Consider the following 26523-nt stretch of genomic DNA (forward strand, 5'->3'; position numbering starts at 1 on the left):
CATGCTCGATGGTCTTATTGGCTCAAAAAGCGCAGACATAAAAAAGCCATCTAAGGATGGCTTGTGAAGAAAGGCAGTCTTAGCGGCTAGATCACGGTTAAATAAATACAAAAGAAATGGCTCATCGCTCCCGCCAACACAAATAAATGCCAAATTGCATGGTTGTACGGAATGCGTTTACCGACATAGAAGATCACCCCTAAGGTGTAAAACAACCCACCCAATAGCAGAAGCTTAAATCCTAGCGGTGACATCGCCGCCGTCAAATCGCCAATCACAGTTACACACAGCCATCCCATCGCCAGATAGAGCACGAGACTGAGCTTTTTAAAGCGATGAATAAATAAGGTTTTAAATAGAATGCCACCAATGGCCAAAGACCAAATCGCCGTGAGGATAATGGTCGATAGCTCTCCCTGCAGACTGATTAACATTAGTGGCGTATAAGTGCCCGCAATTAAGCAGTAGATGGCACAATGGTCAGCAATCTTGAGTTTATGTTTCCAGCCTACGTGTGTCACGCTGTGATACAAGGTAGAACTTAAAAACAACAGGATGAGGCTTGCACCATAAATAATAACACCTGTGAGCTGAATGTTGGTGAGGTGGTCGGCGCCTTTAAGGATCATAAACACTAAGCCTACTACGCCCGCGATCACCCCTAGGCCATGACTTATGCTATTGGCTATCTCTTCACTAAGGCTATACCCACTGATATTCAATGGTTTTTCATGACTCATTTGCGGCTCTATCAAACTCTGGCTTGGCATGCTGTTGATCCACTCGATGGCGATAATGACTGAGTCTATCAGTTGGTCAATTGGAAAGCCATAATTAGCTTACACGTGTAAGCTAATTTATTTTAGGGTTTACACTATCAACTGAGACTTAGGCGAACTCTTATCTAGTTGTACAACATTATGGTGCCTGTTTACGACTGATTAATGTCAACGCCTTGGAACTTTGTGCGGTGCGCTTTCTCTAATCCCCCGTAGTAATCATGGATTTGTTAAGTACTTTGTCCATAAAGTACTAAGGGATGGATTTTGCCTGTTCGTTCGACTATTACCCCAGAAGATGATCTCAGTTTTGTTGCGCACAGCCGTGTGACAAACGATGAGACTGTCGCATTTTGTGCTACCTCTTTTAGCGCCCATGCAGAGCCTTTGGGGAGTGCAATAAACCTCAATTTGAATGAGGCTAACCAAAGAGAGAGCGATAGTGCATTCCAACCCCATTCAGGCTTAAGTTGGCGAGAGTGGTCGCATTATTTCAATCTTAAGCTATTACTTTGGGTCATCCTGGGCCATGGCTTACTGCTGTTATTATTAATTTTTTTATGGCGAACCCAGTCGGAGCAGTTAGGGCTGTCGTTTAGCGAATCTTCAGCCAATGCACGAACTGCAACCAAAGCATTAAAGGCATATTTTATTTATGCGCCGCCAACGCAAACCGCTCCTGCTGGTTCGGCTAAAGATCCTTCTGTGGAAGAGCCTGCGGTTTCTAGCGAGCCGATAACTTCACCGCCTAATACGGTAAAGCCGATGCCAAAACCCACTGAGCAGATTACAAAACCTCCTGAAGTCAGTGCCCAATTATCAAAAGTAAAAGCATCAAAAGCACCAGTATCAAGCACATCAGCGCCTAACGCCTCAACTCAGGGCCAAACCCAGCAGAGTGCAAAAGAGGCTGTTAAGCCTCAAAAGGTAGAAACCCAATCAAGCTCGGCACAAGCGGTAAGTACAGAGCCGTCAGCGGCAATTGGGCAAAGCGGCGGGGCGGCTGGTAGCGTGGGATTATTTACTCAGCGCTATTTTGAACGCCAGCGTGAGCAAGCCTTGGATGATTTAGTGTTAGAACAAGCAAATCATTACAGCAAACGGTCGAATTTGTCTGAAATGAGCCCTGAGATGGAGGTACTGATTGTGCCCAATGCAGACGATTTTAGCGGCCCCACCAGTTTGGATTTAGAACTGGATCCCAATCGAATTGTCCGTAAAGGAGATACCTGCTATAGGGTCGTTAAGGTGGGCACCCAAATTAATCCCTATGCCGAGAATTTAGGTTTCCCCTTTGATTGCAGTGGCAAGAAAATGAACCAAGAAATTGATGATGCCATTAAGGCGCAGCTCGATAAAATGATGGTAAAGCGGCCAAAAGGTTAAAAAATAGTGATGATAAATTTTCACTGAAAATAATTGAAAACATGAAAAGCAAAAGGTGTTGAAGTTTAACTTATTTAAATACAAATGGTTATGCATTCTTTGTTTTTGATTGATAATTTATTTTTTATTCTGAAATTACGCTTGTTTGTTCACTGCGCTTCTGCCTATACTTTTGCCCATCTTGTCGGAGTGCCTCTTGGCTGAGACCGTTTATTCGGGATCCGTTGAACCTGATCAGGTTAAAACCTGCGAAGGAAACAAGCATAATAACATCCATTAAATCGTATCAGCGGCCACCTTTTGCCCTGTATTAACCCATCGATTTAGTCGTTATTGAGTCCGTAAACCCGCTTAGGGTTTGCAAGGCTCGGCTTCAACACTCAAGTCTCCAGACAAGCAACCCCATTTTTATTTGTTAAAGTGAGATTGCTTATGTCCAGTTTAGAATCGTCCTCAGAATCGATTGCCGTTAATGCCCAAGGGCAAACGAGCCGCCGTGCGGCGCGCGCCCAGGCGCAAGCCTTTATCGATACCCTTAAACCATTACAACACCCTAATTCGCAAAAGTTATATTTGCAGGGAAGCCGTGAGGATCTCCGTGTAGGGATGCGGCAAATTCTGCAAACCGATACACGGATTGGCGGCACTGCGACCGCGCCCATAGTCGAGAAAAACCCTCCCATTCCTGTGTATGACTGCGCCGGTCCTTATTCCGATCCGGCTGCGCAAATTAACGTGCGCCAAGGCTTAGCCAAACTCAGATTACCTTGGATTATCGAGCGCCAAGATACCGAAGTGCTTGATTGTGCAACCTCAGATTTTACCCAGCAACGCCTCAAGGATGATGGGCTCGATCATCTGCGTTTCGAAGCCGGCTCAAGTGCGATTGTTCGTCCTCGCCGTGCCTTACCGGGTAAACGCGTGAGCCAATTACACTATGCCCGCCAAGGGATTATTACCCCTGAAATGGAATATGTTGCGATTCGAGAAAATATGGCGCTCGCCGAGGTGCAAGATGAAATCTTAAACCGCCGTGGCCAAGGTGAATCCTTCGGCGCTGTGATTGGTAAACCGATTACCCCAGAGTTTGTCCGCGATGAAATTGCCCGTGGCCGCGCGATTATTCCGTTAAATATCAATCATCCAGAAGCCGAGCCTATGATTATTGGTCGTAACTTCTTAGTGAAAGTGAATGCCAATATCGGTAACTCGGCGGTCACGTCCTCCATCGAGGAGGAAGTCGAAAAGCTAGTCTGGTCAACCCGTTGGGGCGCAGACACTGTGATGGACTTGTCCACTGGGCGCTATATCCATGAAACCCGCGAATGGATCATCCGCAACTCGCCAGTGCCTATTGGCACAGTGCCGATTTATCAAGCACTTGAAAAAGTGAATGGGGTTGCAGAACACCTGACCTGGGAAGTATTTCGCGATACCTTGATTGAGCAAGCGGAGCAGGGCGTCGATTACTTCACCATCCACGCGGGCGTGTTATTGCGCTATGTACCCATGACCGCCAAACGGGTGACTGGAATTGTGTCCCGCGGCGGCTCGATTATGGCTAAATGGTGCTTGAGCCACCATCAAGAAAACTTCCTCTATACCCATTTTCGTGAGATTTGCGAGCTGTGCGTGGCCTACGATGTGTCGCTGTCATTAGGCGATGGTATGCGTCCAGGCTCGATTGCCGATGCCAATGATGAGGCGCAGTTTGCCGAGCTTGAGACCTTAGGCGAGTTGGTCAAAATCGCTTGGGAATACGATGTGCAGACCATTATCGAAGGGCCTGGACATATCCCGATGCAACTTATCAAAGAGAATATGGATAAGCAGCTTATTCACTGTGCCGAGGCGCCGTTTTATACTCTAGGTCCACAAATTACTGATATTGCGCCGGGTTACGATCACTTCACCTCTGGGATAGGTGCGGCGATGATCGCATGGTATGGCTGCGCCATGCTCTGCTATGTGACGCCGAAAGAACACTTAGGTTTGCCCAATAAGCAGGACGTCAAACAAGGGCTGATTGCCTACAAGATTGCCGCCCATGCCGCCGATATTGCTAAGGGCCACCCAGGCGCGCAGATCCGCGACAATGCATTATCCAAGGCGCGTTTTGAATTCCGTTGGGAAGACCAATATAACCTGGGACTCGACCCTGATACCGCCCGAGCCTATCACGATGAATCTCTGCCACAGGAGTCGGCCAAGGTTGCGCACTTTTGCTCTATGTGTGGCCCAAAGTTCTGCTCGATGAAGATCACCCAAGATGTGCGCGACTATGCGGCAAGTTTAGCGGCGGGTACGTTGTCAGTGGCTTCGTCAAGCCAAAATGTTGAGAGCGCTGAAGCGCTTGCATCGATAAACCCTGCTCAACAAGGGCAATCAAACACTGAGGCACTCCAGCAAATCAGAGTCAAAACCCAAGATGAATTAGCGGCGGCCATGGCGCAAAAATCGGCCGAGTTTGCGGCTTCCGGCGCCAAACTGTATCTGCCGCTGGGCGATGCTAATACAGCAAATACAGCCAACGAATCGGCCAAGCAGCAGGATGGGACAGAGCTCAGACCGACAGCACAGGTTGCGGAGGTTTGATCATGACCCCTGCTAAAGATATTAGCCAGGTGGCGCCTAAACCTATCGTCTGGACCATTGCGGGTTCAGACAGCGGTGGCGGCGCGGGGATCCAAGCCGACTTAGCCACCATCAAGGATTTGGGCGGCCATGGATGCAGCGTGATCACCACGTTAACGGCCCAAAGTTCGGTGGCGGTGGAGTTAGTTGAGCCTGTGAGTGAGGCAATGTTACTCACACAGCTCTCGACCCTGTTAGCCGATCTACCGCCTCAGGCGATTAAGATTGGTTTACTCGCAAATCAGCAGCAACTGCACTTAGTTGCCGACTGGTTGGCTGGTTTTAAAACCCAATTTCCACTCGTCCCCGTTATTCTCGACCCTGTGATGGTTGCAAGCTGTGGTGATGAGTTAGGTGATAAGAGCACTGCAAGTAAACCTCTGGATTTTACTCCCTTTAAGGGCTTGATTAGCCTGATAACGCCGAATGTGCAGGAGTTGGCAAGGCTAACTGCCGCCACAGACAAACAAGCGTCAGCAATACACACAAAAGCAGAATTCGCCGCTGCGGCAATGCAACTCTCAGCGCAATTAGCGTGCAGCGTATTAGCCAAGGGCGGCGATATTGATTTTGCGGCTCAAGCAAGTGATGGCATTAACACCAGTGATCTCTTAAGCGATCACAAAAGCGATATCACAAGTCATCATATCGCCACAGATAATCAGCGTTTGGCGGAAGATTTGTTGATTTGTCATCAGGTTACTGGCTGTTCACCGCTTGACGCTAATGGCGGTTTTTGGCTGAGCAGTGTGCGGATAAACACGCGCCATAACCACGGCAGTGGTTGTACTCTGTCTTCGGCCATCGCCTCGGTGTTGGCCTCTGGCTTTGTATTGCAGGATGCGGTTGTGGTAGCAAAAGCCTATGTCAATCAAGGCTTAACTTATGCAGAGGGGATTGGCCAAGGCCCAGGGCCACTGGCGCGTACCGCTTGGCCGCACAATTTAACGGCGTATCCTCACGTCACTGCTTATTCTCAAAACAGCTTGAGTGAATCCAGTGATTTGCAATGCGGCGCGTTTAATCGCCTTGATCCTGACTTAGGGATTTATCCAGTTGTTGATAACTTACTGTTACTCGACCAGTTATTGGCGGCAGGCGTGAAGACGGTACAGCTCAGGATAAAGTCTAATGCGCTAAAGTCTAATGTGCTGGCGTCGGACGAACTTGAGGCACAAATCCAAACCGCGATTGCCTTAGGTAAGCATTATGATGCGCAGCTTTTTATCAATGATCATTGGCAGTTAGCGATAAAGCATGGCGCATTTGGGATCCATCTCGGCCAAGAAGATCTGGCGGTAACGGATCTTAACGCCATTCATGCAGCAGGACTGGCGCTTGGCATCTCGAGCCACGGTTATTTCGAGTTGCTGCGTGCCCATCAACATGCGCCATCGTACATCGCCCTTGGGCATATCTTCCCGACGACCACCAAGCAAATGCCATCGGCGCCGCAGGGATTATGTAAACTCACTCATTATGTTGAGCTGTTAAATGCGCACTATCCCTTAGTGGCAATTGGCGGCATAGGACCTTCGAATCTTGACCAAGTCAAAGCGACTGGGGTGAGCAATATTGCCGTGGTGCGGGCGATTACCGAAGCAAATGATCCAGTAATGGCCTATGCCGAATTGACTCGGGCTTGGGAGTCAAGCCTATGAGCATCATACAAGATCAGGCGCAATCCCTTGCCGATAAAGACTTTATTCGTTATTCGCGGCAAATATTTTTACCTGAAGTCGGCGAGGCTGGCCAGTTGCAGCTTAAACAGGCTCATGTCCTTATCGTAGGCCTCGGCGGCCTTGGGCAATTGGCGGCGCAGTATTTGGCTTGTGCCGGTGTTGGGCGCTTAACGCTTGTCGATGGCGATAGGGTGGAATTATCCAATCTGCCAAGGCAATTACTCTTTAGTGACGACGATATTGGCCATCACAAAGCCCTCATTGCTAAACAAAAATTGGCCGTGTTGGCGCAAGGTTGTGAGATTGATGCCTTTGCCGAGCGGTTGACTCTTGAGTCTGCGAGCGCGGTATTTGCTCGTCTGTTAGCCCATGGCGATGAGACGAGGTTAGTGCTTGATTGTACCGATAATCTTGCGGCGCGCCATTGTATCAATCGACTGTGTATTGAGTATGCCTTGCCTCTGGTGAGCGCCTCTATTGCCACTTTCAACGGCCAACTGTTTGCGGTTGATCAACAGCGTTTCCCAATGGGCGGTTGTTATCACTGTATTTTCCCCTCGAAGACTCGCGCGCCACAAAATTGTAGCAGCCAAGGTGTGCTCGGCCCCAGTGTCGGCGTGATGGCATCGATGCAGGCGCTGCTAGCGATGCAATTGTTATTATTAGCCACGCCGCCAACCTCTGCTACAAAGCAAACAGGTAATAATCAGAGTTTCGAAGAGGCAAGCCCTTCCATCGCCTCCACGAGAGCGCTACTTGGGCGATTCTGGCGCTTCGATGCCAAGTTGCTACAATGGCATTCGGCCGCATTAACCCGTGATCCCGAGTGCGAAGTGTGCGGATTAAAACCGAGTTCATTAAAGCCTAATTCATTAAAGCCGAGTGAATTCATGCAATGCCAATCAAGCGAGCGCGTAGAAAAGGCGAATGCTAACACCCAGCATTCGACCGCAACCGTTTCATTCAAATCTGTCCATAATCGAGGTTTGTTATGATTTTAATTCATCTCAATAATGTGCCCCAAACACTGCAACAACCGCTGAGTTTACAAGCCTTGTTAGAAGCACAAAATATTTGCCAACACTCGGTTGCCTTAGTGCTTAATGAGGCCGTTGTGCCAAAACACCGATGGTCATCTATCCAGTGCCAAAACGAGGATAAGATTGATGTATTTGCCGTTGTCGCGGGAGGTTAAGATGTTAACGATTGCGGGCGTGGAATTTGAGTCACGATTATTTACGGGCACGGGAAAATTCAGCTCAAGTCAGCTGATGATGGAGTCAATTAAGGCGTCTCAGTCGCAGTTGGTTACGGTTGCGATGAAAAGAATTGATTTAAAAACAGGGGCCGATGATTTGTTATCGCCACTTAGGCAAGCGGGCGTGCGACTCTTGCCTAATACCTCGGGGGCGCGTAATGCTAAAGAAGCGATATTCGCCGCCGAATTAGCGCGGGAAATGCTGGGAACACAATGGGTTAAACTTGAAATTCATCCCGATCCTAAATACCTGATGCCCGATGCAGTCGAGACGTTAGCGGCGGCCAAAACCTTGTGTGAACGCGGGTTTATCGTGATGCCCTACGTGCATGCCGATCCTGTGCTGTGTCGCCGCTTAGAAGAGGTCGGCTGCGCTGCCGTGATGCCATTGGCAAGCCCAATTGGCACCAATCAGGGGTTGGTGACTGAGCCTTTTATTAAGATGATTATTGAGCAGGCAAAAGTGCCTGTGGTGATTGACGCGGGGATCGGCGCGCCATCCCATGCGGCGCACGCGATGGAATTGGGAGCGGATGCCGTGCTGGTTAATACCGCCATTGCGAGCAGTGCTTCTCCCATTGACATGGCGCTGTGCTTTAAGGATGCAGTAGATTGCGGGCGACGCGCCTTTGAAGCGGGGCTTGGCCGAGTGCAAACCCAGGCTGTCCATACCAGTCCATTAACGGGATTCTTGCAGCAATGAGTTTTGTCGACCAATTTGCCCGCATTGAACGGGATAAGTTATTGCTGGCGTTATATTCCTGCACGGCAGCGGAGGTTGAGCGCGCCCTGATGCAACCCGAGGGTAATCTAGAGAGTTTACTCGCCTTGTTGTCTCCAGCAGCAGAGCCCTATATCGAAGAGATGGCGCAGCGCTCGGCGGCGCTCACTCGGCAACGCTTTGGGGCCAATATTGGACTCTATTTGCCGTTATATCTGTCAAATCTGTGTGCCAACGAGTGCGACTATTGCGGCTTTAGCATGAGCAATAAGTTAAAGCGTAAAGTGCTCAATGAGCAGGAAATTGCGGCCGAAATGGCGATTATTAAATCCCGTGGTTTTGACTCCATCTTACTGGTGTCGGGTGAGCATGAAACCAAAGTGGGGATAGATTACTTTAAGCGCGTGTTACCCATTGTAAAACAGCAGTTTAGTTATTTGGCTATGGAGGTTCAGCCGCTTGAAGAGATTGATTATCGCCAGCTTGTCGAGCTAGGGCTTGATGCTGTGATGGTGTATCAGGAAACCTATCAAGCGGCGACCTATGCTAAGCATCACACCCGAGGCAATAAGCAGGACTTTGCGTATCGGCTCGCAACGCCCGACCGCGTTGCCAGCGCAGGTGTCGATAAGATTGGCCTAGGCGTGTTATTGGGTTTGGATGACTGGCGACTCGATGCCTTACTGATGGGGCATCATTTGGACTATTTAGAACGGCATTATTGGCGGACTCGCTTTAGTATTTCGTTACCTCGTTTGCGGCCTTGTACCGGCGGCATAACACCAAAAGTGCATTTAACCGATCTTGGACTGGTACAATTGATCTGTGCCTTCAGGCTTTTTAATCAGCAACTTGATATCAGTTTATCGACACGCGAGGCGCCATCACTTCGGGATAATTTGCTGCCACTTGGGATAACACAAATGAGTGCGGGGAGTTCAACGCAACCTGGTGGTTATCAGGCGCCAGAGAGCCAATTAGATCAGTTTGAGATAAGCGATGAACGTACCGTTGAGCAAGTCATGACTCAGATGCGCCTTCGGGGATTTAATCCGGTTTTTAAGGATTGGGAATCGGCTTGGATTGCGGGTTAGATTGCGTGCGAATTTCCTGCAGAAATGCGCTCGAAAATGCCGCTAGAAGGGGCGATAAATCTGTACTTCGCACTCGAGTTGGTTAATAATTAATCCAATCATCACCAGATGCAGGAATACTCCTATGCAAATCCAATCTGCTTATGCTTCCGGTCTGCAAGGCTTGCAAACGGCTCAATCAGGGTTAACGCAGGCAACGATTGATGTGGCCAAACCCAGCCCATCACAAAGTGCTGCGCCGACAGAAACCGCTAAGGCGGTAGATGAACCCGATAAAACTTCGGCGTTACTGGCGGCGAATGAATCATTGCGACAAGGTGAGGCATCGACTGAGGTACTCGAGCGAGAGTCGGAAACCATAGGTTCGATAATTAACATCAAGGTATAGTTATGTCGGTTATGGCGCTGTCAGCACAAATTGGCGCGCCATCCACTTCGTTTTTGGGCGCGGATAAGTCTATTGAGCCAGCAAAAGGCGTTAAACCTCAAGGCGGACAGACTTATCAAGGGGGAAATGGTCAGGCGGTTGCAACGCTCTTTGCTTCAACCACTAACCTAAATGCGCCAAAACTCGAAGCGAGTGGGGCACTTGCACCATCACTAAGCAGCCTCGGGGCTGTGATGGACCAAGCTATGCCAATCAGTACGACACCGCCCGCTTCATTGACTGATGTCAAACCTGCTAGTCCTCCGATTTCATCTCATGTTGATACTGGAGCTGTTCAGAAGGCTTTCACCGCTCTCGGTGGAAATGCCAAGGCACAACTCCATTCTAACGAGACTGTTTCGACTCCGTTAGATACAAGCCTTCATGCTTCAACTAGCTTTAGCTTACTCACAGGCCCTCGCTCGATTGGCGGAATGAGGGAAGGGCAAATTGCTGTCATAGCCACACTGCCATCAGTGTCAACCTTAGGGGCATCGGATGTAGGTTTTAGCGCCCCAAGTGGTGCTGTTACGCCTTTTTCTCCTCCGGCCCCAAGCCTTGCGGCCACAATTGCCACGACTGGCAGCAGTGTTGACTCCGCGAGTGCGGGGTTAGCCAATATTTTCTCTACATCTACGGCGGTCGCTACGAATATTGGCTCAACCGGGTCAAATAGCGTTCATCCAAATGCCTCAAGTGCAGTGGTGACTCCTTTTGCGACTGAATTTGCAGCTGCAGATGCGACAGGCGATGCGTCACATTCCAGCGCTTCAGCTTTTGCCAATTCAAATGCGCTTCCTGATAGCAATCAATCCAGTGGTGTAAGCGAGCAGTTGAGCCGTGTTTTTAGTGAACCCTCGGGTGAGCGCGGCCAAGTCGGTGCTGGAATAACCCCAAATGCTCAAACGCAACAACAGCAAACTCAAACAGAACAAATTCAAGCTCAAGTTGCGCGAGATGAACAAGCGAAGCAGGCAAGGGCGCAGGCGGTACAAGAGCAGGAGCAAAAGCAGCAAGCGTTAGCCGAGGTTTTTGCCAAAGCAGAGCAAACTAAACAAGCTCAGCAGACACAGGATGAGCAAACTCGTCAGCAAGACGTAGCGAAGGAGCAAGTTAAACAGGCGCAAGAAAAGGCAATTGAGCAGCAAAAAGCCCAAGTGGACGCATTAAAATCAAGGGACACAGAAGTCAAAGCCCATGAGCATGCTCACGCCAGTGTGGGCGGTCAATATGCCCAAAGCCCCAGTTTCAAGTATGAAAAAGGTGCCGATGGTCAACGCTATGCGACTGACGGTGAGGTGCAAATCGATGTGTCGATAGTGCCTGGCGATCCTCTGGCGACCATCAATAAGATGAAGCAAGTCTATGCAGCGGCGATGGCACCCGTGGAGCCTTCTTCGGCGGATATTCGTGTTGCCGCAGAAGCGCTGCAGAAAATGAATGAGGCCAAGGCGAAACTTGCAGAGGAACGTCAGCAGCAGATTGTTGATCAACCGACAACGGAAACGCTGATTGGCGCCGAGGCACAGATTGAAGGTTTACCACCGCTTAAGGAGCGGCAAATTCAAGTCACAGGCAAGATTGATGCTAATGGCAATATCACTGCGCCCCAAGAGGAACCATCGGCGCCTGTAACAGACGTGATTGATAAGATTAAACAAGCCATTGCGGCGCAGGTTGCATCGAGTAAAACCTCAGATGCAGCAAGTACCTCTGAAGTTGATAAGACAGAGTCCATCGAGCCGCCAACGGCGACCTTAGCGTTCGGCGCTGTATCGAATAAGGATGAAGCGCCAGAGGTTGCTATGCAGCGGTTGGCGTCGTCTCGCGACAACAAGGGTACATCGAGTCACACAACAAACGGCAGTAATGCGGTGCGTTTTTATGGCTCGGTCGCCGTGGCAACGCTGGCAAGTAAGGGAAACACTGAAGTTAATCAATCAGGTTCGGATGATGTTTCACTTGAGCGGATAAGTGATTCGTCTAGCTACGAGCCAGACAGTGTTATGTCCAATGGATTGGCGCTTGAGTCCTCAAACGGTCAAAATACACGCGGCCTGTTCAATCCTCAAACCTTAGCACTGCACCGTCCACGCTTCTTAGATGTGAATGTCTAGCCTCTCATTCTCGATATGCTCGCAAATCTTTACTAACTAGCGTTTACCCATTAAGGCCAATCGCTTAAGCCTGCTCTGCATGACAAGTTCAGTCGCCATTAAAAGGATAAACCCTCAATGATTCCCTGCTAGCCAAGTGCTCGTTTTGCCGCACACGGTGGAAGAAGCTGAGCGTGGTTATTCGCTTGTACTCACACCATGATGTTTGAGGAGATAAGAGGCTAGCAGTTTTGAAGCGGGGCCCTGTTGGTCACGATTCGGGATCACTAGGCTTAGCATAATCCGCCGTTTCTGACTGCCTTGGAGGTGTAAGCGCACTAGTTTACCTGCGGCTAATTCCTCTTGGATAAGAAAGGACGGGATCCAGCAGAAACCAATGCCCTGATTTAAAATGACTTTCGCCTCATGGAAGTTCGATACTGTCCAGCGCTGCTCGGCCTTCAACCAACCGATATCAACATTGGGTTGCAGGCCCGTGTCTTTGATCACCAGTTGTAGGTGCTGCGCCAGTAGCTTGTCATCGTCTAAGGTGCCCATTTCTGCCAAGGGGTGGCTCGGGTGGCAAACCAGATGCAGCTCCTGTTCACACAGGGGCTCGGATAAATAGCCCTTCGGTGGAATTCCGGCGCAAATTGCAATATCGACCTTATTTTGAAGGATTAATTCTTGAGTACCTGTGATGACTGAGTCCAACATAATGATCCGAGTGCCGCGGCTATGGGGCAAAAAGTCACTTAGTGCGCACACTAGACTTTCCATCGGATAGACGATTTCGCGGGCAATGGTGAGTGTGGGCTCCCAACCTTGCTCAAGGTTGCTAGCGAGTTGTTCTAACTCATTGACCGCTTGGGTCACATGGCGCGATCGGCGCAATAATACTTCGCCCTGTGGTGTCAGGTAAGCTTTGCGGCCTCGAACTTCGAGTAGCTCTATACCGAGCTGGTGTTGTAACTTAGCCACCGCATGATTGAGTGAGGATTGGCTCTTATTGAGCTTTTCTGCCGCCTGCGCGTAGCCGCCATAGTCGACGACAGCCTGTAAAATACGCCATTGCTCAAGGGTGGATTTCGCGCGAGTCATGGTTGTCCTCATGTCGAAAACGACAGGTTTCTAAAAAAGCGATAGATTGAGGCTTATAGTGGCGAGCTATGATCGTTTTTTCAATACTATTATCCAGTTAATTGAAAAAGAGGTTATCGCGTTGCAATGTTGCGGCGTGACAACCTCTTATCAGTACAAACTATGGGTAATGGGTTAATCGATAACCTTAGGCGTGACGCCCATAGGTAAATACTTTTTCGTCGCGTTAAGTTCGTTCAGATAGGGGCCGGGATAGAGGGTTTGTGGCCAATTAAGTAACATTATCGCTAGCACATTACGATGCTCGCCAAGGGCTAAGTCAGGATTGCCCTTGGGTGAGGGGATAATTTGACTATTTGGGTCGAACGAGTTGGCAATATACGCCCGAGTTTGAGCCACGACAGGGTGGTCTGTCTTGCCCGCTAGCAGAAAACTAATGCCGACTTCTGCAATAATATCGTCGGTCGCATCCTGTAAAATTCGCTCAATGTTGGCGTCAAAGTAATCCAAAATCCATGCAAACTCAGCGGCATCCACTCGATGCTGATAATATTCACTGGCGGCAAAGATAAAATGCGTCATGCCGTAGAGCTTATTGCGAAATTGTGCTTTGCTGAGTGTGACATCCTGCGCGTCGGGGTAAACCCGAGTAAACGCCACTTTATAGTCCTCGAGATAATCTCCCACGCCTAATTGTTTGGCCCAATACACATAGTTAATCAGCTGCGCCGCCCAGGCTTTAATCATCGCGGGATCGGTCAAACCTTGACGTAGGTCGGCCTTTTTGAGGGCTTGGGTCATTTGACTATGGCAAGGACCTGTAAAGCCTAACTCATCGATTCGACTGGCAAATCGCAGTAGCACATCGGAGTAAAATAAAAACTCGGGAAAGGGCGCGAGGGCTTTTTTACGGGCCTTGGCTCTGGGACCATTGCCCAGTTCGGCGATGGCGTTTTGTGAGGCTTGGCGTACAAACTCAGGGTTATCCATTTGGCAGGCATAAAACGCTTGGGCTTCGGTTACCGCATAAAGATCGACTAACGCCGCGTTGGCATATTGCTCATCGCCCGTCAGGCGATAGAGGCGGATCCCATAATGGCCTTGCACCCGAGGCGGGAGTGTATAGAGATGGGTTTCAAGGTTCTGTTGAATAAGCTGCGCAACGTCGCTTTGGCTTAATTCGGTTTTATCCGCGGCGTTTGGCTTGAGTACGTTTTGTGAGTACTCAAGCCCTGCGTGGCTTAGGGGTGAGCTTTGCGTGTTGGCGAAAGCACTCTGGGCGGTAAATAAGGCTAAACCGCTAAAAAGCGCAATGGGTAGTGTGAGTTTGTGTTTCGGTTGTGGTGTATGGGTGATTTTCAGATCCTGAGACATGGATAATCCTTTGGATAAGCGCAGCGGCATCCACGGGTTCGCCAAGTATGGCGCGCAGTTGCTCGCTCAAGGTGAGTGCGGTCTCATTGACCACGAGGAGATTAAAAAGCCCAAGCTTATCTTGGCAGTCTTGGGTGGATTGATGGACAAGCGTTGCGAGTTTGGCTTGCCACAGGGATTGATAATAACGTGGGCCTTCGTTGGCGATTGCATTGAAACTGTATGGGTAATCAATCGCTTGTGTCCAGTTCGCCCCAAAGCTTTTGCTAAACTCAGCAGGCAGATCCGGATAGCTTTGCTGGTTTAAGGACTGGTAAAAGTTAAGTGCTACCTTAGCGCGAAAGACTTTAAGCTGCGTTGCATAGGTGCTTGCGAGCGTTTCCCTCGGCTGAATATATAGGGTATCAAATTGGGGGAATAGCGTTTGGCGTAATACCTTAGCGAGCCAAAGACTCGGTAATTGATTGGTATCGAGCGTCGGGCCTAAGGTGTTGTTAAGGTAAAAATGACTGCCGCGCGCCAGTGAAGTCATTGCATCGGCGAGGGTTTGGGTAAAGCGTTCGATATCTTTGAAATTATTAAGTGTCGCGGGGAGCTCAAGCGCCTGTTGACCAAATTGCTGTCCAATCACATTTTGTCTGAGGGTGTGTTGACTGGCATTCCTAGATTTATTCACTTTATCTTGAGCGCCGATAGCCAGATATACTTCTCCCAATAATCTATCCATATGGTAAACACGGAGGATCTGTTGCTGCGCTTGTGCGAGTGCCGTTTGAGAAAGTGCCGTTTGAGTGGCTGCCGAGTCTAGATGCTCGCTAATCACCTCAAAACGTAAACCAAACTCGCTTAAGCTTGTTAAGGCCTTGTCGAGCAGCTCACGGGTATTGAGTGCGGTGGTTTGCGCACTGGGTAATTGCGATAAGGTACGGCCAAGATCCCAAGGTGCAACCTGAATCGCTTCGGTTTGGCTATCGAGAAACGCTTTAACTAATTCCGGGGTATTGAGTAGCTGATCGCTTAGGCTGTAACTGGCGTAATCGCTAAAACCTGCGTCATTGGCAATGCGTTGGCGTAGCTCGGCAATGCGGTGTAAGGCGACTTGATTATGTTCTCTGGCTCGACCTTGATAGGCTTGCCACAGGGTTTGCCGACATTCGGCATTAGATTGCTTTAACAGGTAATTGGCGATAGTCCCTGAAAAAGTGCCTGAATTTGCCGTTTCTTCATCGTTATTGGCTGTATTAACCTCGGCTCCTTCATCCGTGAGCTGGCAGTTAGCCGCTTGAATATCCAGTTGAAATTGCTGGTTACCTAAACCTTGGCGAATGCTGGCCTGCGCCGTGTGCAGCTTGGCTTTATCCATAATGGATAAATGTTGGCGCAATAAAGCCGTTAATTGCTCGCCGAGCAAGGCCTGTTCCTGACTTGCTGCAGCATGATTTATCGATGCTGCTTGCGTCAGCTCAAACGCCAGTTGGCTAAATTCCGCCTGATTTAGTAAGTCGCTCAAAGTGTCGGCCAAGCGCAACTGACACTGCAGTAAACCTTGGCGCTCATCCCCCGACAGTGGCAAACCTCGGTAGTAGGTGAGTCTGTCGTTGACATTATTCAGCCCTATGGTTTGCTGCTCTAACACTAGGGCCTTATCTGCCAGTGTTAAGCTTTGGAGCTGGTGGGTGCTGACGTAACTGGCGAAGGCGCCAGCCAAATCGATATTGGGTTGGCGCAAACACTGCTCAACCAGCAGCGGCACAGGACTTGGCGCAGCATAGGCTGCACCGAGGGAGGATAAACACCAGCCAAACAGGCTAGCCGTTAAAATGGATTTTTGCATAGGCTACACGTTCTGCAACTGTCATTGAATGGGATGACATGGCTTCGACATGCTTAAGTCTAGGCAAAATGCCTTTTCCATTTGCAATCTGGATCGCCAGTCCCGGGCGTGCATTGAGTTCCAATAACAGCGGGCCTTTAGTCTGATCAAGCACCATATCTGTGCCTAAATAACCCATCTCACACATTTCATATGCGCTCGATGCGGTATGCAGCAAGCTGTCCCAATGGGGGACGACGATATCGGTGAGTTTTTTGCCTGTGTCTGGATGAAACTCAATTGGAGCATCAAATTGCACAGCATGTAACCCTTTTCCCGTGGCAATGTCAACGCCCACACCTACGGCGCCTTGGTGCAAATTGGCCTTACCATCGGAGGCTGCGGTGGAGAGCCTGAGCATTCCCATCACCGGAAAACCTTTAAAGACAATCAAGCGGATATCGGGCACGCCTTCATGGCTGTAACCATCAAACACAGGATCGAATTCAATCAGTCCCTCGACAATCGCCACATCGGGTTTGCCGCCAAGGGAGAATAAACCGCTGAGGATATTGGACACGTGTCTATCCAATTCCGATGGGCTGACTTCATGCCCGCTGGGTTTATAGTAACGTCCCTGTTCGATATGGGTGATCACTAAAATGCCTTTACCACCAGAGCCCTTGGCAGGTTTGATCACAAACCCTGTGCGGTCCTTAACGCGCTCGGGAATATGCACGATTTCGTGCTGCTCACGCACAACGGCGATTAAATCGGGCACGGCAATATCATTGGCCAGTGCTAACTGTTTAGTCAGCAGTTTATCGTCCACTCGTTTATAAAATTTACGCGGATTATAGCGACCAATGTAATCGATATTGCGCTTATTCATATTGAGCACGCCGCGCGCGCGAAGCTCCCATGGCCAAGCAATATTCATTAGGCATCCCCCGCGAGTGGTTTAAAGCGTTTGAGTTCCAGTAGGCGATAACCTGTGTATTGGCCCATTAATAGCACTAAGGCCAAGATCACTAAGTGGAGCCCAAGGAAGTTAAATACCCAGTGTTGTACCCAACTGGCGCTCATGGCTAAGTAGGCGAGGGTGGCGACCATTAGGCTGCCACCGCCTTGCACTATCACTTCTTTCGGGCCTTCTTCTTCCCACAGAATAGACATACGTTCGATGGTCCACGCCAAAATAATCATCGGGAAGAAGGTAATCGTCAGTCCTTCGCTTAAACCGAACTTATAGGAGAGCAAGGTAAAGACACCGATAATGCCGATAACGACGATGATCACCGCCGATATTCGCGAGATCAGCAACAGATTTAATTGGGATAAATAAGAACGGATCATTAGGCCGCAGGCCACGATCAGTAAGAAGCCGACTAAGCCCGTGACTAAACTGGTTTGAATAAAGGCGAGGGCGATAAGGACTGGCATAAAGGTGCCCGAGGTTTTCACCCCAATGATCACCCGTAAAAACACCACCATCAGCACCCCGATAGGGATCAATAAAATGCCCTTGAATAGACTCTGTTCTTCTAGCGGTAATTGGTAGAGTGAAAAATCCAAGGCATTGTTATTCATCATCATATCGATGGATGTCGCTAATGCCGAGCGGGTGTCTTGCAACATCGAGAAATGCACCTGCGAGTTCACGCCGCCCATCACATCGAGCACGGAATGGCCCGAACGTTCCCACAGCAGTAAGTTCTCTGGTCGGCCTTGCTTGCCTTTAACTAAATCGAACAAGACCCACCCGCCGTTATGGAACACTTCCACAAAGGGCGAGAGGGATTGGCGGCGGCGCTGATCTTCAAGGTAGAGTCCGCTGACTTCACGGGCGGGAATGCCCTTAGTTTGCAGCATATGCAAAAACACTTGCGTCGCGGTTTGGCTCGATAACAACAGCTCCATATTCTGGCTACGCTTAGTGGCCGTGATTGCATTCATTAATTGCTGGGCGAAGGACAAGTTCGATGCGCTGCGCGCCCAGGTTTCGTTAATTACTTGCTCTGCAGCGGTCTTCTCGGTCGCGGGCCAGAGGTAAGGTTCCGGCTGACTTGGGATATCGTCGCTGTGGATTTGGGTCACACCCGTCGGCACTAGGGTCACTTTATAATAGAGATCTTGGCTGCCATAGGCCTCACGAATAGACCAAATTGCGCGGCGCGCGTCTTTATCATCACTCAGTGACAGCCCAAAGCCTGGGGAGCTGGCGTTCTCGACCAAGACTTCATAGGCGGGATCCTGTGGTAAAGAGAAGGACACTTCGGCCGCATCCCCTGTGCCATCGAAGCTTATCTTGGCGTCAACCGCCCAGCTTTGAACTTGCTCGCCGGGGAGAAAAGGCACCTGATGCTTAACGCCGCGGTAGATACTGGCGCTTAAACCGACAATAAAAAGTAATGCCACCAAAATGTAAAAAGGTTTACGTGAATGCATACGTGTTTCCCATGTTGCGCCAATAGCCGAAAAGCGTGGGATTACCCAGGCATTGGCGGTTCGAACTCGTCGTCACGCGTTAGATTACGCGTGGCGGGTATTAGCTGCGTCAGGCTGCGTCAGATTGAGCTGCTTTGGCTCAAGCGGTTATTATTTTTTGCCGCTGGAGACGATAGCTGACTCTGCTTTAGGTTGTTCAGGATCGGGTTGTTTTGTGGCTTTGGGCTGTTTGGCTTTACCGTGTATATAACGCTGGCCGACATCGACTACGGCGATATCTTTAATAAATTTGCGGCCGAGCAATAAGGGGTAGTCGAGGTGACTACGGTCGGTGAGGTTAAGATCAGTCTCTGCTGAATATTGGCCAATCTTAAGGTGCGCGTGGATCACGGGGCGGCGATCGTCCTTTTCATTCGCGTCCTGCTTGATCCGTACAAAACGTACGACCTTAGATTCGAAATTTGTCGCTGGCTGTTTTTCCCCTTGGGTATACACATCGAAGCGCACCCATTGGGCGCCATCGCGTTCAAACAGCGTGATATTACGGGCATCGATGGAGGAGGACTCTGCGCCGGTATCAATGCGGGTGGCAAAGCTGGCGTTGAGTTCATCGATAAACACATTTTCGATTTCACCGAGTAAAAACTTATCCCCAAGGGCGGATTTGGGGCATTGGCTCGGTGCAGGCGTCACCACCGCGGCTTGCTTTTGCGCGGTGAGGTTTTTCGCCGCTTGATTTAAATGATTGATTTGCAGACTGAGCTGCTCGACTTGGCTATTGAGTGTCGCAAGCGAGGTTAAATCTGCAGGCTGGCATTGCTGATTAATCGCAGCCACTAATTGATCTTGCTGCTGATTAAGACGGGTATTAAAGGTATCAGTATCGAGTGGTTTGGGGGCGTGGGCGGTCGGTTCTGTCGCTGCGCAACCCATTAAGCTGCTGGCAACGGCGATAGCGATCAACTGCTTTAGCATAGTACTTCCTATTGGCGTTAAAACGGGTTTTATGCCTAGGGTTTACCTAGGCATAAGCGTATTAGGCCACTGGAGTTAACTCGTTAGGTCAAATCTTGATTGGGTTGATTTTTCACCGCAATAATCGTTGCGCGTTTCGGCGCGGGGTAACCCTCGATAGTCTTAGTGATATCGTTAGGGTCAAGATATTCAACCAGTGACTCATTCGGCATCCAATCGGTTCGGCGCTGTTCGGCTAATGCGGTGACATCGGTGTCGACACAACGTATGTCTGTGAAATCACACTTCTTTAGCCAGAGCATCAGGGCCGCGACGGATGGAATAAACCATACATTATTCATTTTCCCATATCTATCTTGAGGGACGAGTACGGCGTTTTCATCACCATCTATTACCAAAGTCTCTAACACTAATTCCCCACCCATACGTAACTGATCACGTAATTGTAACAAGTGATCAATAGGCGAACGTCTGTGATACAAGACGCCCATGGAGAAAACCGTATCGAATGCATCCAGTGGTGGCAGCTCTTCAATGCCAAGTGGCAGTAAGTGTACCGGGTGATTTTCACCACTTAGGCGTTTAACGGCTTCGAATTGGCATAAAAACAATGGCGAAGGGTCGATGCCCACCACGCGTTTTGCGCCCGCACCAAGCATGCGCCACATGTGATAACCGCTGCCACAGCCGACATCGAGCACAGTGCGGTTTTGCAAAGGAGAAATATGCGGGCTCACGCGATCCCACTTCCAATCGCTGCGCCATTCGGTATCGATATGAATGCCGTGGATATGGAAAGGGCCTTTGCGCCAAGGCATAAACAAGCGCAGTAGGTTCTCAAGCTTTTCCTTTTCGCCGGGCGTGAGTTGCTCGCCAGTGCCGACGGTCACGCTGCTGACAAAGTCAACGCGATCTGGGGCAGGATAGTGCAGCTTATTGAGCACTTTTTCCCACTTGGGTAAGTTGCCGTGCTTATGTTCTCTTTGCCATTTGCCGAGAATGGCTGGCAAAGTCTCGAGCCAATGCTGCAAATTGGAATCGGCAATTTGTTGGTAAAAGGAGCTGAAACTGATCACTTGATGGCCACCATGGAAGAGAAATTAAAACATTGGAACCACAAGCTAAAGTGGCTAAACCCTTGGCGAGTCAAACGTTGCTGGTGGAGAGTTAAGGTATCGGGCTTCATCACGTTTTCGAGCGCGCTGCGCTTTTGACTGATTTCGAGCTCGCTGTAGCCATTGGCGCGTTTAAAGTCTAAGTGCAGCTCTTCGAGCACACTTTGGATCGGCGCATCATCGAAGCGAATTTTTTCCGACAGCACTAACAGACCGCCGGGATTCAAGCCGTGATAAATCTTCGCGATCAGCGCTTCTCTGTCCTCTGGCGGTAAAAATTGCAGGGTAAAGTTAAGCACGACTAAAGAAGCGTTTTCGATGTGAATATCACGAATATCGCCGCAGATCAGCTCAACCTCAGTATCACTCACATAGGCATTGAGGTTTTCTTGGCAGCGCGTCACCATGGATTCGCTATTGTCCACGGCGATAATGCGACAATCGCGGCCCTGGATTTGACGGCGAATACTTAAAGTGGCTGCGCCTAAAGAGCAACCTAAATCATAGACTTGGGTATTCGGCTTGACGAAACGATCCGCAAAATCGCCAATAGTATTGATAATTTGCGTATAGCCAGGAACCGAGCGGCGGATCATGTCACTGAAGACACCCGCGACACGATTATCAAACTGGAAATCGCTAATGTGTTCGCTCGCTTGAGCGTAGATAGTATCTTGGGAAGCGTTCATCTGGGAATATCTCGAAAATTCAGCCATGCATTTTAACGAATCCCGTTGACTAGCAGCAAGTCTCGGCTAGTAATTTGCCCGAAATTTCTGTCTAATATGCATCAATAACAAAGTCTTTACATTGTACATCAAGTACTAGGGACCCCAGTTGAAGTTAGTGCTCCAGCTTATCGTGATCCTGTGTTGCACACTCTTAAGTAGCGCAGTTAACGCCAGTCAAGGACAGACTGAGTCACTGATTGTGGTGATGGGGGAAGACAGCTTTCCCTATCAGTTTGTCGACAACGACGGCGAAGCCACGGGACTATTAGTCGATCTCTGGAAGGAATGGGGCAAGCGCACCGATACACCATTAGTGTTTGTGGCGCGGCATTGGAATGAATCTTTGGTGCAATTACAGCAAGGCAAAGCCCAAGTGCATATTGGGATGGGGCAGACTCCTGAACGTGAACAATTGTTTGATTTCGCACAGCCTATCGCTAATGTCAGCACCTATTTATACCTGCATAAATCCTTACAAGGCAAAAAGTCCATCAAGGAACTTATTCCTTATCAAATCGGCATTGTGAGCGGCTCATCCCATGAGGCGGAGCTGCGCCGTATCGAACCGAATTTAGTCTTCAAATATTATGAGAGCCGTGAAAAACTGCTGGCGGGTGTTGCAGCGGGAGAGACGGTTGTGTTTGCCGGACTCGATGGTTATCTTCGCGATCCCGCCTCCAGTCAAGCCATTGCAGGTAGCTTTCCGATCAGTGCGCGTATCCCCATCAAAGCCATGCAGTTTGTCCCCGCGGTGATGAAAGGTAATCACGGCTTAGTCAAGAAGATTAATAAAGGCTTTCAGGCGCTCGATCCGCGTTTTGTGCAACAAACCGAGCGGCGCTGGCTTGGGTATCATGGTCAAAAGGCTGGCCTAGTGGTGGCCATGCAATTGGGCGTTGAACCCTTTGTTGATCTCGGCGTTGACGGTTTGCCCCATGGGCTTTATGTGGATCTGTGGCAATTATGGTCGGCAAAAACGGGTATCAATGTCGATTTTATCCCAGGCGACATGAATGCCACCGTCAACGATGTGCGTCAAGGTTTAGCCGATGCGCATATTGGTTACCCAGAAAGTGACGATCTGAAAACCGGCTTAACCCGTGCGTGGCAACTCTATACGGTGAAGAGTCGGCTGTTCTTATATCAACAACAACTGACCGATTTGCAGAGTTTAAAGGGCAAACGTATCGGTGTTGTGCCTACGGCACCTTATTTAGTGGCGCTGCGTAAAGCGCTGCCCGACATTACTCTGCGTTATTACGACAATATGGATAACATGGTGGCGGGGGCGAGATCTGGGGAAATTGTCGGCTTTGTGGCTGCGGGGGCATGGACTTCCCATTATTTATTGCAAAATAAGGCCTGGTCCGAATTTCACCAATATCCTGAGCTTGAGTTTCCGACCGATGTGTATGTGCTCACGCGAAGTGACGATCCAGGCTTAACCCAACGCATCGCTAATGGTTTTCGCAGCATTAGCATGCAGGAATTTGCCGAAGTTGAGCAGAAATGGATGCTGAATCCTAAGGACCGTATTTTTAATCAGAAGGGATTACATGGTACTCAGCTCTCAAGTAGCGAACAGGATTACCTCGCACAATTAGGTGAAGTTAAGTTAGGTTACTTAAAACAGTGGCCACCGATGGAGTTTAACGATGACGAGGGTCAATTTGCGGGGATTAATAGTGATGTAAGCCATATCCTCGCCGAGCAATTGCAGATAAATCTTCGACCCGTTGCCTTCGATGATTGGCAATCGCTGATCAGTGCTTTACGCTCGGGGGAAATTGCGCTTGCGGGTAGTATTGCCCAAACGGCTGAACGACAACAATACTTAGCTTTTAGTGATCCCTACTGGCCATCGCCGTGGGGTTTAGTGTCACAGCTTGAGCAGGTGTCGGTATTTAATCTGGCGCAATTGGCGGGGCAAAGAGTCGCTGTGGTGGAGGGGTACCATCTTGTGGCACAACTGATGGCGTTGCAGCCTTCGCTTAAGCTCGTGTTGGTGCAAGATATCCAGTCGGGACTCGCTGCGGTCAATGAGGGTCATGCGGATGTATTTATCGACAAAGTAGTGACGCTGGCCTCTGAGTTAAAAACGGGCCAATATCCGCTACTCAAAATGTCGCTACTCAGTGATTTAGCCGATCAGCACAGCCACTTTGGACTTAATCCGCAATATGCGCCTTTGGTTCCCTTAATCAATCGTGTGTTAGCGCAAATCGACCTGCATACTCAGCAACAAATCTATTCCCATTGGGTGAGTTTCTCCCTTGATTCGGACAATAGCCGCTATGTGCAATGGATCCGCTATCTATTGGTTGGTGCGCTAAGCTTAGCGGTCGTTATGGTTGCGGTATTAATGGTGAATCGTCGCTTAAACTTGGAGATCACTCGCCGCATTGCCGCAGAAAAACGTTTACAACACGTTGCCAGCCACGATGCTTTAACCCAGTTACCTAATCGGGCACTCTTGGATGACAGATTGTCACAGGCTTTGTTGGCCCATCGGCGGGATCATAGTCACTTTGCCTTACTGTTTATCGATTTAGACAACTTTAAACAGATTAATGATCAATATGGTCACCCGGTAGGAGATGCGTTGTTATTGCAAGTGGCGGGATTACTGACCAAAGCCATTCGTCATTCTGATACAGTAGCAAGATTCGGGGGAGATGAGTTTGTGATCCTGCTAAATCGTGTGCAAGATCTCGATGCTGCCACCCAAGTTGCTGATAATATTCTGCACTCGCTTTCGTCACCTTTTAGCGTAGAAGGGGTGACAGTCGAGGTTGCCATCAGCATAGGTGTGGTGATTTATCCCCGCGATGGCGATACGGCCATCGAGTTAATGAAGAAAGCTGACCAACTGATGTATCAAGCCAAAACGGCGGGTGGCCGTTGCTACCGCCTAGCTTGATGTTTTTTTGAACGCTTATACGCAGATAGTGCGTTCGCCTCTAGTCAAGGGCGTAAAACTGTTTGATACTTCACCGCCTAAAAGTGAAGTACTTTGGTAATCGGCATTATTTGACTATAATGCCGCTTTTATCTCGTTTTGATTATTTCCAAAGCACCGGTTTCCGGATAAAGGATAGAGTTAGATGCGCAGTCATTATTGTGGAGACGTCAATAAGTCTCACGTTGGACAAGAAGTTACCTTGGTAGGTTGGGTTAATCGTAGCCGTGATTTGGGTGGCGTGGTCTTTTTAGATTTAAGAGACAGAGAAGGTCTGGTCCAAGTGGTTTACGATCCAGATTTACCTGAGGTCTTTAATGTTGCCAGTACGCTGCGCGCCGAGTTTTGTGTTCAGGTCAAAGGTCTCGTGCGTGCCCGTCCTAATAGCCAAGTTAACGCGCAAATGAAGACCGGCGAAATTGAAGTATTAGGTAAAGAACTGACGATCATCAATAGTTCTGAGCCGCTGCCGCTGAGCTTAGATAACTATCAAAACAACAGTGAAGAGCAGCGTCTAAAGTACCGTTATTTAGATTTACGTCGCCCAGAAATGGCGCAGCGCTTAATGTTCCGCGCGAAAGTGACCAGTGCTGTGCGTCGTTTCCTCGACTCAAACGGCTTCTTAGATATCGAAACGCCTATTCTGACTAAGGCGACGCCAGAAGGTGCACGTGACTATTTAGTGCCAAGCCGCACTTACAAAGGTCAATTCTTCGCGCTGCCACAATCACCACAGCTGTTTAAACAGTTACTGATGATGTCAGGCTTTGATCGTTACTATCAAATCGTAAAATGCTTCCGTGACGAAGACTTACGTGCTGACCGTCAGCCAGAATTTACTCAAATCGATATCGAAACTTCATTTATGACGTCTGAGCAGGTGATGGCTAAGACCGAAGAAATGATGCGTGGTCTGTTCCTTGAGATGCTGAACGTCGATTTAGGCGAATTCCCACGTATGACCTATAACGAAGCCATGCGTCGTTTCGGTTCAGATAAGCCTGATTTACGTAACCCATTAGAACTGGTTGACGTAGCTGACTTGCTCAAAGAAGTGGAGTTTGCGGTATTCTCAGGCCCAGCTAATGACGAAGAAGGTCGTGTTGCGGCCCTGCGTATTCCAGGTGGCGCGAGCTTATCCCGTAAGCAAATCGATGATTACACTAAGTTTGTCGGTATATACGGTGCTAAAGGTTTAGCGTGGATGAAGCTAAACGACCTTACTCAAGGCTTAGAAGGCATTCAATCACCTGTGCTCAAGTTCTTGAACGAAGACATTGTGAACGAAATCATCAGCCGCACTGGCGCACAAACTGGCGATATCATCCTGTTTGGTGCCGATAACGCGACTGTGGTTGCTGAATCTATGGGCGCACTGCGTCTAAAAGCCGGTGAAGACTTTAACCTGCTCGAAGGTCAATGGCGTCCACTGTGGGTGGTTGACTTCCCAATGTTTGAGAAGATCAACGGCAGCTTCCACGCGGTTCACCATCCGTTTACTGCGCCACGCGGCGTGACACCACAAGAGCTGGAAGCCAATCCGGCTAACCGTGTGTCAGATGCCTACGACATGGTATTAAACGGCTGTGAATTAGGTGGTGGTTCAGTTCGTATCCACAACCAAGAGATGCAATCTGCGGTATTCCGTATCCTTGGCATTACTGATGAAGAAGCGAAAGAGAAATTCGGCTTCTTACTCGAAGCGCTGCGCTACGGTACGCCACCACATGCGGGTCTGGCATTCGGTTTAGACCGTATTATCATGCTGATGACGGGCGCAAGCTCAATCCGTGATGTGATGGCTTTCCCGAAAACCACCACTGCTGCGTGTCCGTTAACCAATGCTCCAGGTTTTGCTAACCCACAACAATTAGCTGAACTAGGTATTTCCGTGGTGAAAGCCGCGAAGACTGAAGACTAATCTTTAGTG

At 49.3% G+C, this 26523-nt stretch carries 20 protein-coding genes and 1 riboswitch; of the genes, 11 read left to right on the plus strand and 9 right to left on the minus strand.

What is annotated here, in order from left to right; genetic code table 11:
* Positions 1-86: 86 nt before the first annotated feature.
* Positions 87-770, minus strand: coding sequence for a PAQR family membrane homeostasis protein TrhA (trhA, locus tag SHEWMR4_RS09895; protein ID WP_011622650.1), 684 nt, complete (start codon positions 768-770; stop codon positions 87-89).
* A gap of 276 nt (positions 771-1046) precedes the next feature.
* Between trhA and SHEWMR4_RS09900 the strand changes: the two genes are divergently transcribed.
* From SHEWMR4_RS09900 to SHEWMR4_RS09940, 9 genes are all read left to right on the plus strand, one after another.
* Positions 1047-2165, plus strand: a complete 1119-nt coding sequence (locus SHEWMR4_RS09900) for a hypothetical protein (RefSeq protein WP_011622651.1) — start codon at positions 1047-1049, stop codon at positions 2163-2165.
* Between the two features lie 175 nt (positions 2166-2340).
* Positions 2341-2439: riboswitch (TPP riboswitch) on the plus strand.
* A 158-nt stretch (positions 2440-2597) separates the two neighbouring features.
* Positions 2598-4760 carry a phosphomethylpyrimidine synthase ThiC gene (gene thiC / locus SHEWMR4_RS09905; RefSeq protein ID WP_011622652.1) on the plus strand — a complete coding sequence of 721 codons (2163 nt, stop codon included), beginning with the start codon at positions 2598-2600 and terminating at the stop codon, positions 4758-4760.
* 2 nt (positions 4761-4762) lie between these two features.
* Positions 4763-6460 (plus strand): thiamine phosphate synthase, encoded by a 1698-nt coding sequence (thiE, locus tag SHEWMR4_RS09910; protein ID WP_011622653.1) that lies wholly within the window; start codon positions 4763-4765, stop codon positions 6458-6460.
* On the plus strand, positions 6457-7476 hold the full coding sequence (locus tag SHEWMR4_RS09915) for a HesA/MoeB/ThiF family protein (protein WP_011622654.1): 1020 nt from the start codon (positions 6457-6459) through the stop codon (positions 7474-7476). The genes thiE and SHEWMR4_RS09915 overlap by 4 nt, the downstream gene beginning before the upstream one ends.
* Positions 7473-7676, plus strand: a complete 204-nt coding sequence (gene thiS, locus SHEWMR4_RS09920) for a sulfur carrier protein ThiS (RefSeq protein WP_011622655.1) — start codon at positions 7473-7475, stop codon at positions 7674-7676. The genes SHEWMR4_RS09915 and thiS overlap by 4 nt, the downstream gene beginning before the upstream one ends.
* A gap of 1 nt (position 7677) precedes the next feature.
* Positions 7678-8442 (plus strand): thiazole synthase, encoded by a 765-nt coding sequence (locus tag SHEWMR4_RS09925; protein WP_011622656.1) that lies wholly within the window; start codon positions 7678-7680, stop codon positions 8440-8442.
* On the plus strand, positions 8439-9554 hold the full coding sequence (gene thiH, locus SHEWMR4_RS09930; RefSeq protein WP_011622657.1) for a 2-iminoacetate synthase ThiH: 1116 nt from the start codon (positions 8439-8441) through the stop codon (positions 9552-9554). The genes SHEWMR4_RS09925 and thiH overlap by 4 nt, the downstream gene beginning before the upstream one ends.
* 124 nt (positions 9555-9678) lie before the next feature.
* Positions 9679-9942, plus strand: coding sequence for a hypothetical protein (locus SHEWMR4_RS09935; RefSeq protein WP_011622658.1), 264 nt, complete (start codon positions 9679-9681; stop codon positions 9940-9942).
* Between the two features lie 2 nt (positions 9943-9944).
* A complete protein-coding gene (locus SHEWMR4_RS09940) occupies positions 9945-12098 on the plus strand; it encodes a putative metalloprotease CJM1_0395 family protein (RefSeq protein ID WP_011622659.1) in 2154 nt (717 codons plus the stop codon).
* 177 nt (positions 12099-12275) lie between these two features.
* Here the strand turns inward: SHEWMR4_RS09940 and SHEWMR4_RS09945 are convergent, their stop codons facing one another.
* The 8 genes from SHEWMR4_RS09945 to cmoA all read right to left on the minus strand — a co-directional run bounded on the left by SHEWMR4_RS09945 (position 12276) and on the right by cmoA (position 21592).
* Positions 12276-13178, minus strand: a complete 903-nt coding sequence (locus SHEWMR4_RS09945; RefSeq protein ID WP_011622660.1) for a LysR family transcriptional regulator — start codon at positions 13176-13178, stop codon at positions 12276-12278.
* Positions 13179-13352: 174 nt separating this feature from the next.
* A complete protein-coding gene (locus SHEWMR4_RS09950; protein WP_011622661.1) occupies positions 13353-14552 on the minus strand; it encodes a DUF3541 domain-containing protein in 1200 nt (399 codons plus the stop codon).
* Positions 14479-16386 (minus strand): M3 family metallopeptidase, encoded by a 1908-nt coding sequence (locus SHEWMR4_RS09955; protein WP_011622662.1) that lies wholly within the window; start codon positions 16384-16386, stop codon positions 14479-14481. Before SHEWMR4_RS09955 ends, SHEWMR4_RS09950 begins: the two co-directional genes overlap by 74 nt.
* Positions 16361-17305, minus strand: a complete 945-nt coding sequence (locus SHEWMR4_RS09960; RefSeq protein WP_011622663.1) for an alpha-L-glutamate ligase-like protein — start codon at positions 17303-17305, stop codon at positions 16361-16363. Before SHEWMR4_RS09960 ends, SHEWMR4_RS09955 begins: the two co-directional genes overlap by 26 nt.
* A complete protein-coding gene (locus tag SHEWMR4_RS09965) occupies positions 17305-18813 on the minus strand; it encodes a UUP1 family membrane protein (RefSeq protein WP_011622664.1) in 1509 nt (502 codons plus the stop codon). Before SHEWMR4_RS09965 ends, SHEWMR4_RS09960 begins: the two co-directional genes overlap by 1 nt.
* A gap of 150 nt (positions 18814-18963) precedes the next feature.
* Complete coding sequence (locus SHEWMR4_RS09970) at positions 18964-19788, minus strand: ATP-dependent zinc protease (RefSeq protein WP_011622665.1); 825 nt, start codon at positions 19786-19788, stop codon at positions 18964-18966.
* An 83-nt stretch (positions 19789-19871) separates the two neighbouring features.
* A complete protein-coding gene (gene cmoB / locus SHEWMR4_RS09975) occupies positions 19872-20864 on the minus strand; it encodes a tRNA 5-methoxyuridine(34)/uridine 5-oxyacetic acid(34) synthase CmoB (RefSeq protein ID WP_011622666.1) in 993 nt (330 codons plus the stop codon).
* A complete protein-coding gene (gene cmoA, locus SHEWMR4_RS09980; protein ID WP_011622667.1) occupies positions 20861-21592 on the minus strand; it encodes a carboxy-S-adenosyl-L-methionine synthase CmoA in 732 nt (243 codons plus the stop codon). The genes cmoB and cmoA overlap by 4 nt, the downstream gene beginning before the upstream one ends.
* 148 nt (positions 21593-21740) lie before the next feature.
* On the opposite strand from cmoA, the gene SHEWMR4_RS09985 reads away from it, so the two are divergent.
* On the plus strand, positions 21741-24554 hold the full coding sequence (locus tag SHEWMR4_RS09985) for a diguanylate cyclase domain-containing protein (RefSeq protein WP_011622668.1): 2814 nt from the start codon (positions 21741-21743) through the stop codon (positions 24552-24554).
* Between the two features lie 184 nt (positions 24555-24738).
* Complete coding sequence (aspS, locus tag SHEWMR4_RS09990; RefSeq protein ID WP_011622669.1) at positions 24739-26514, plus strand: aspartate--tRNA ligase; 1776 nt, start codon at positions 24739-24741, stop codon at positions 26512-26514.
* The last annotated feature ends 9 nt before the right edge of the window (positions 26515-26523 follow it).

Origin of the sequence: Shewanella sp. MR-4 (assembly GCF_000014685.1) — a bacterium.
GTDB lineage: Bacteria > Pseudomonadota > Gammaproteobacteria > Enterobacterales > Shewanellaceae > Shewanella.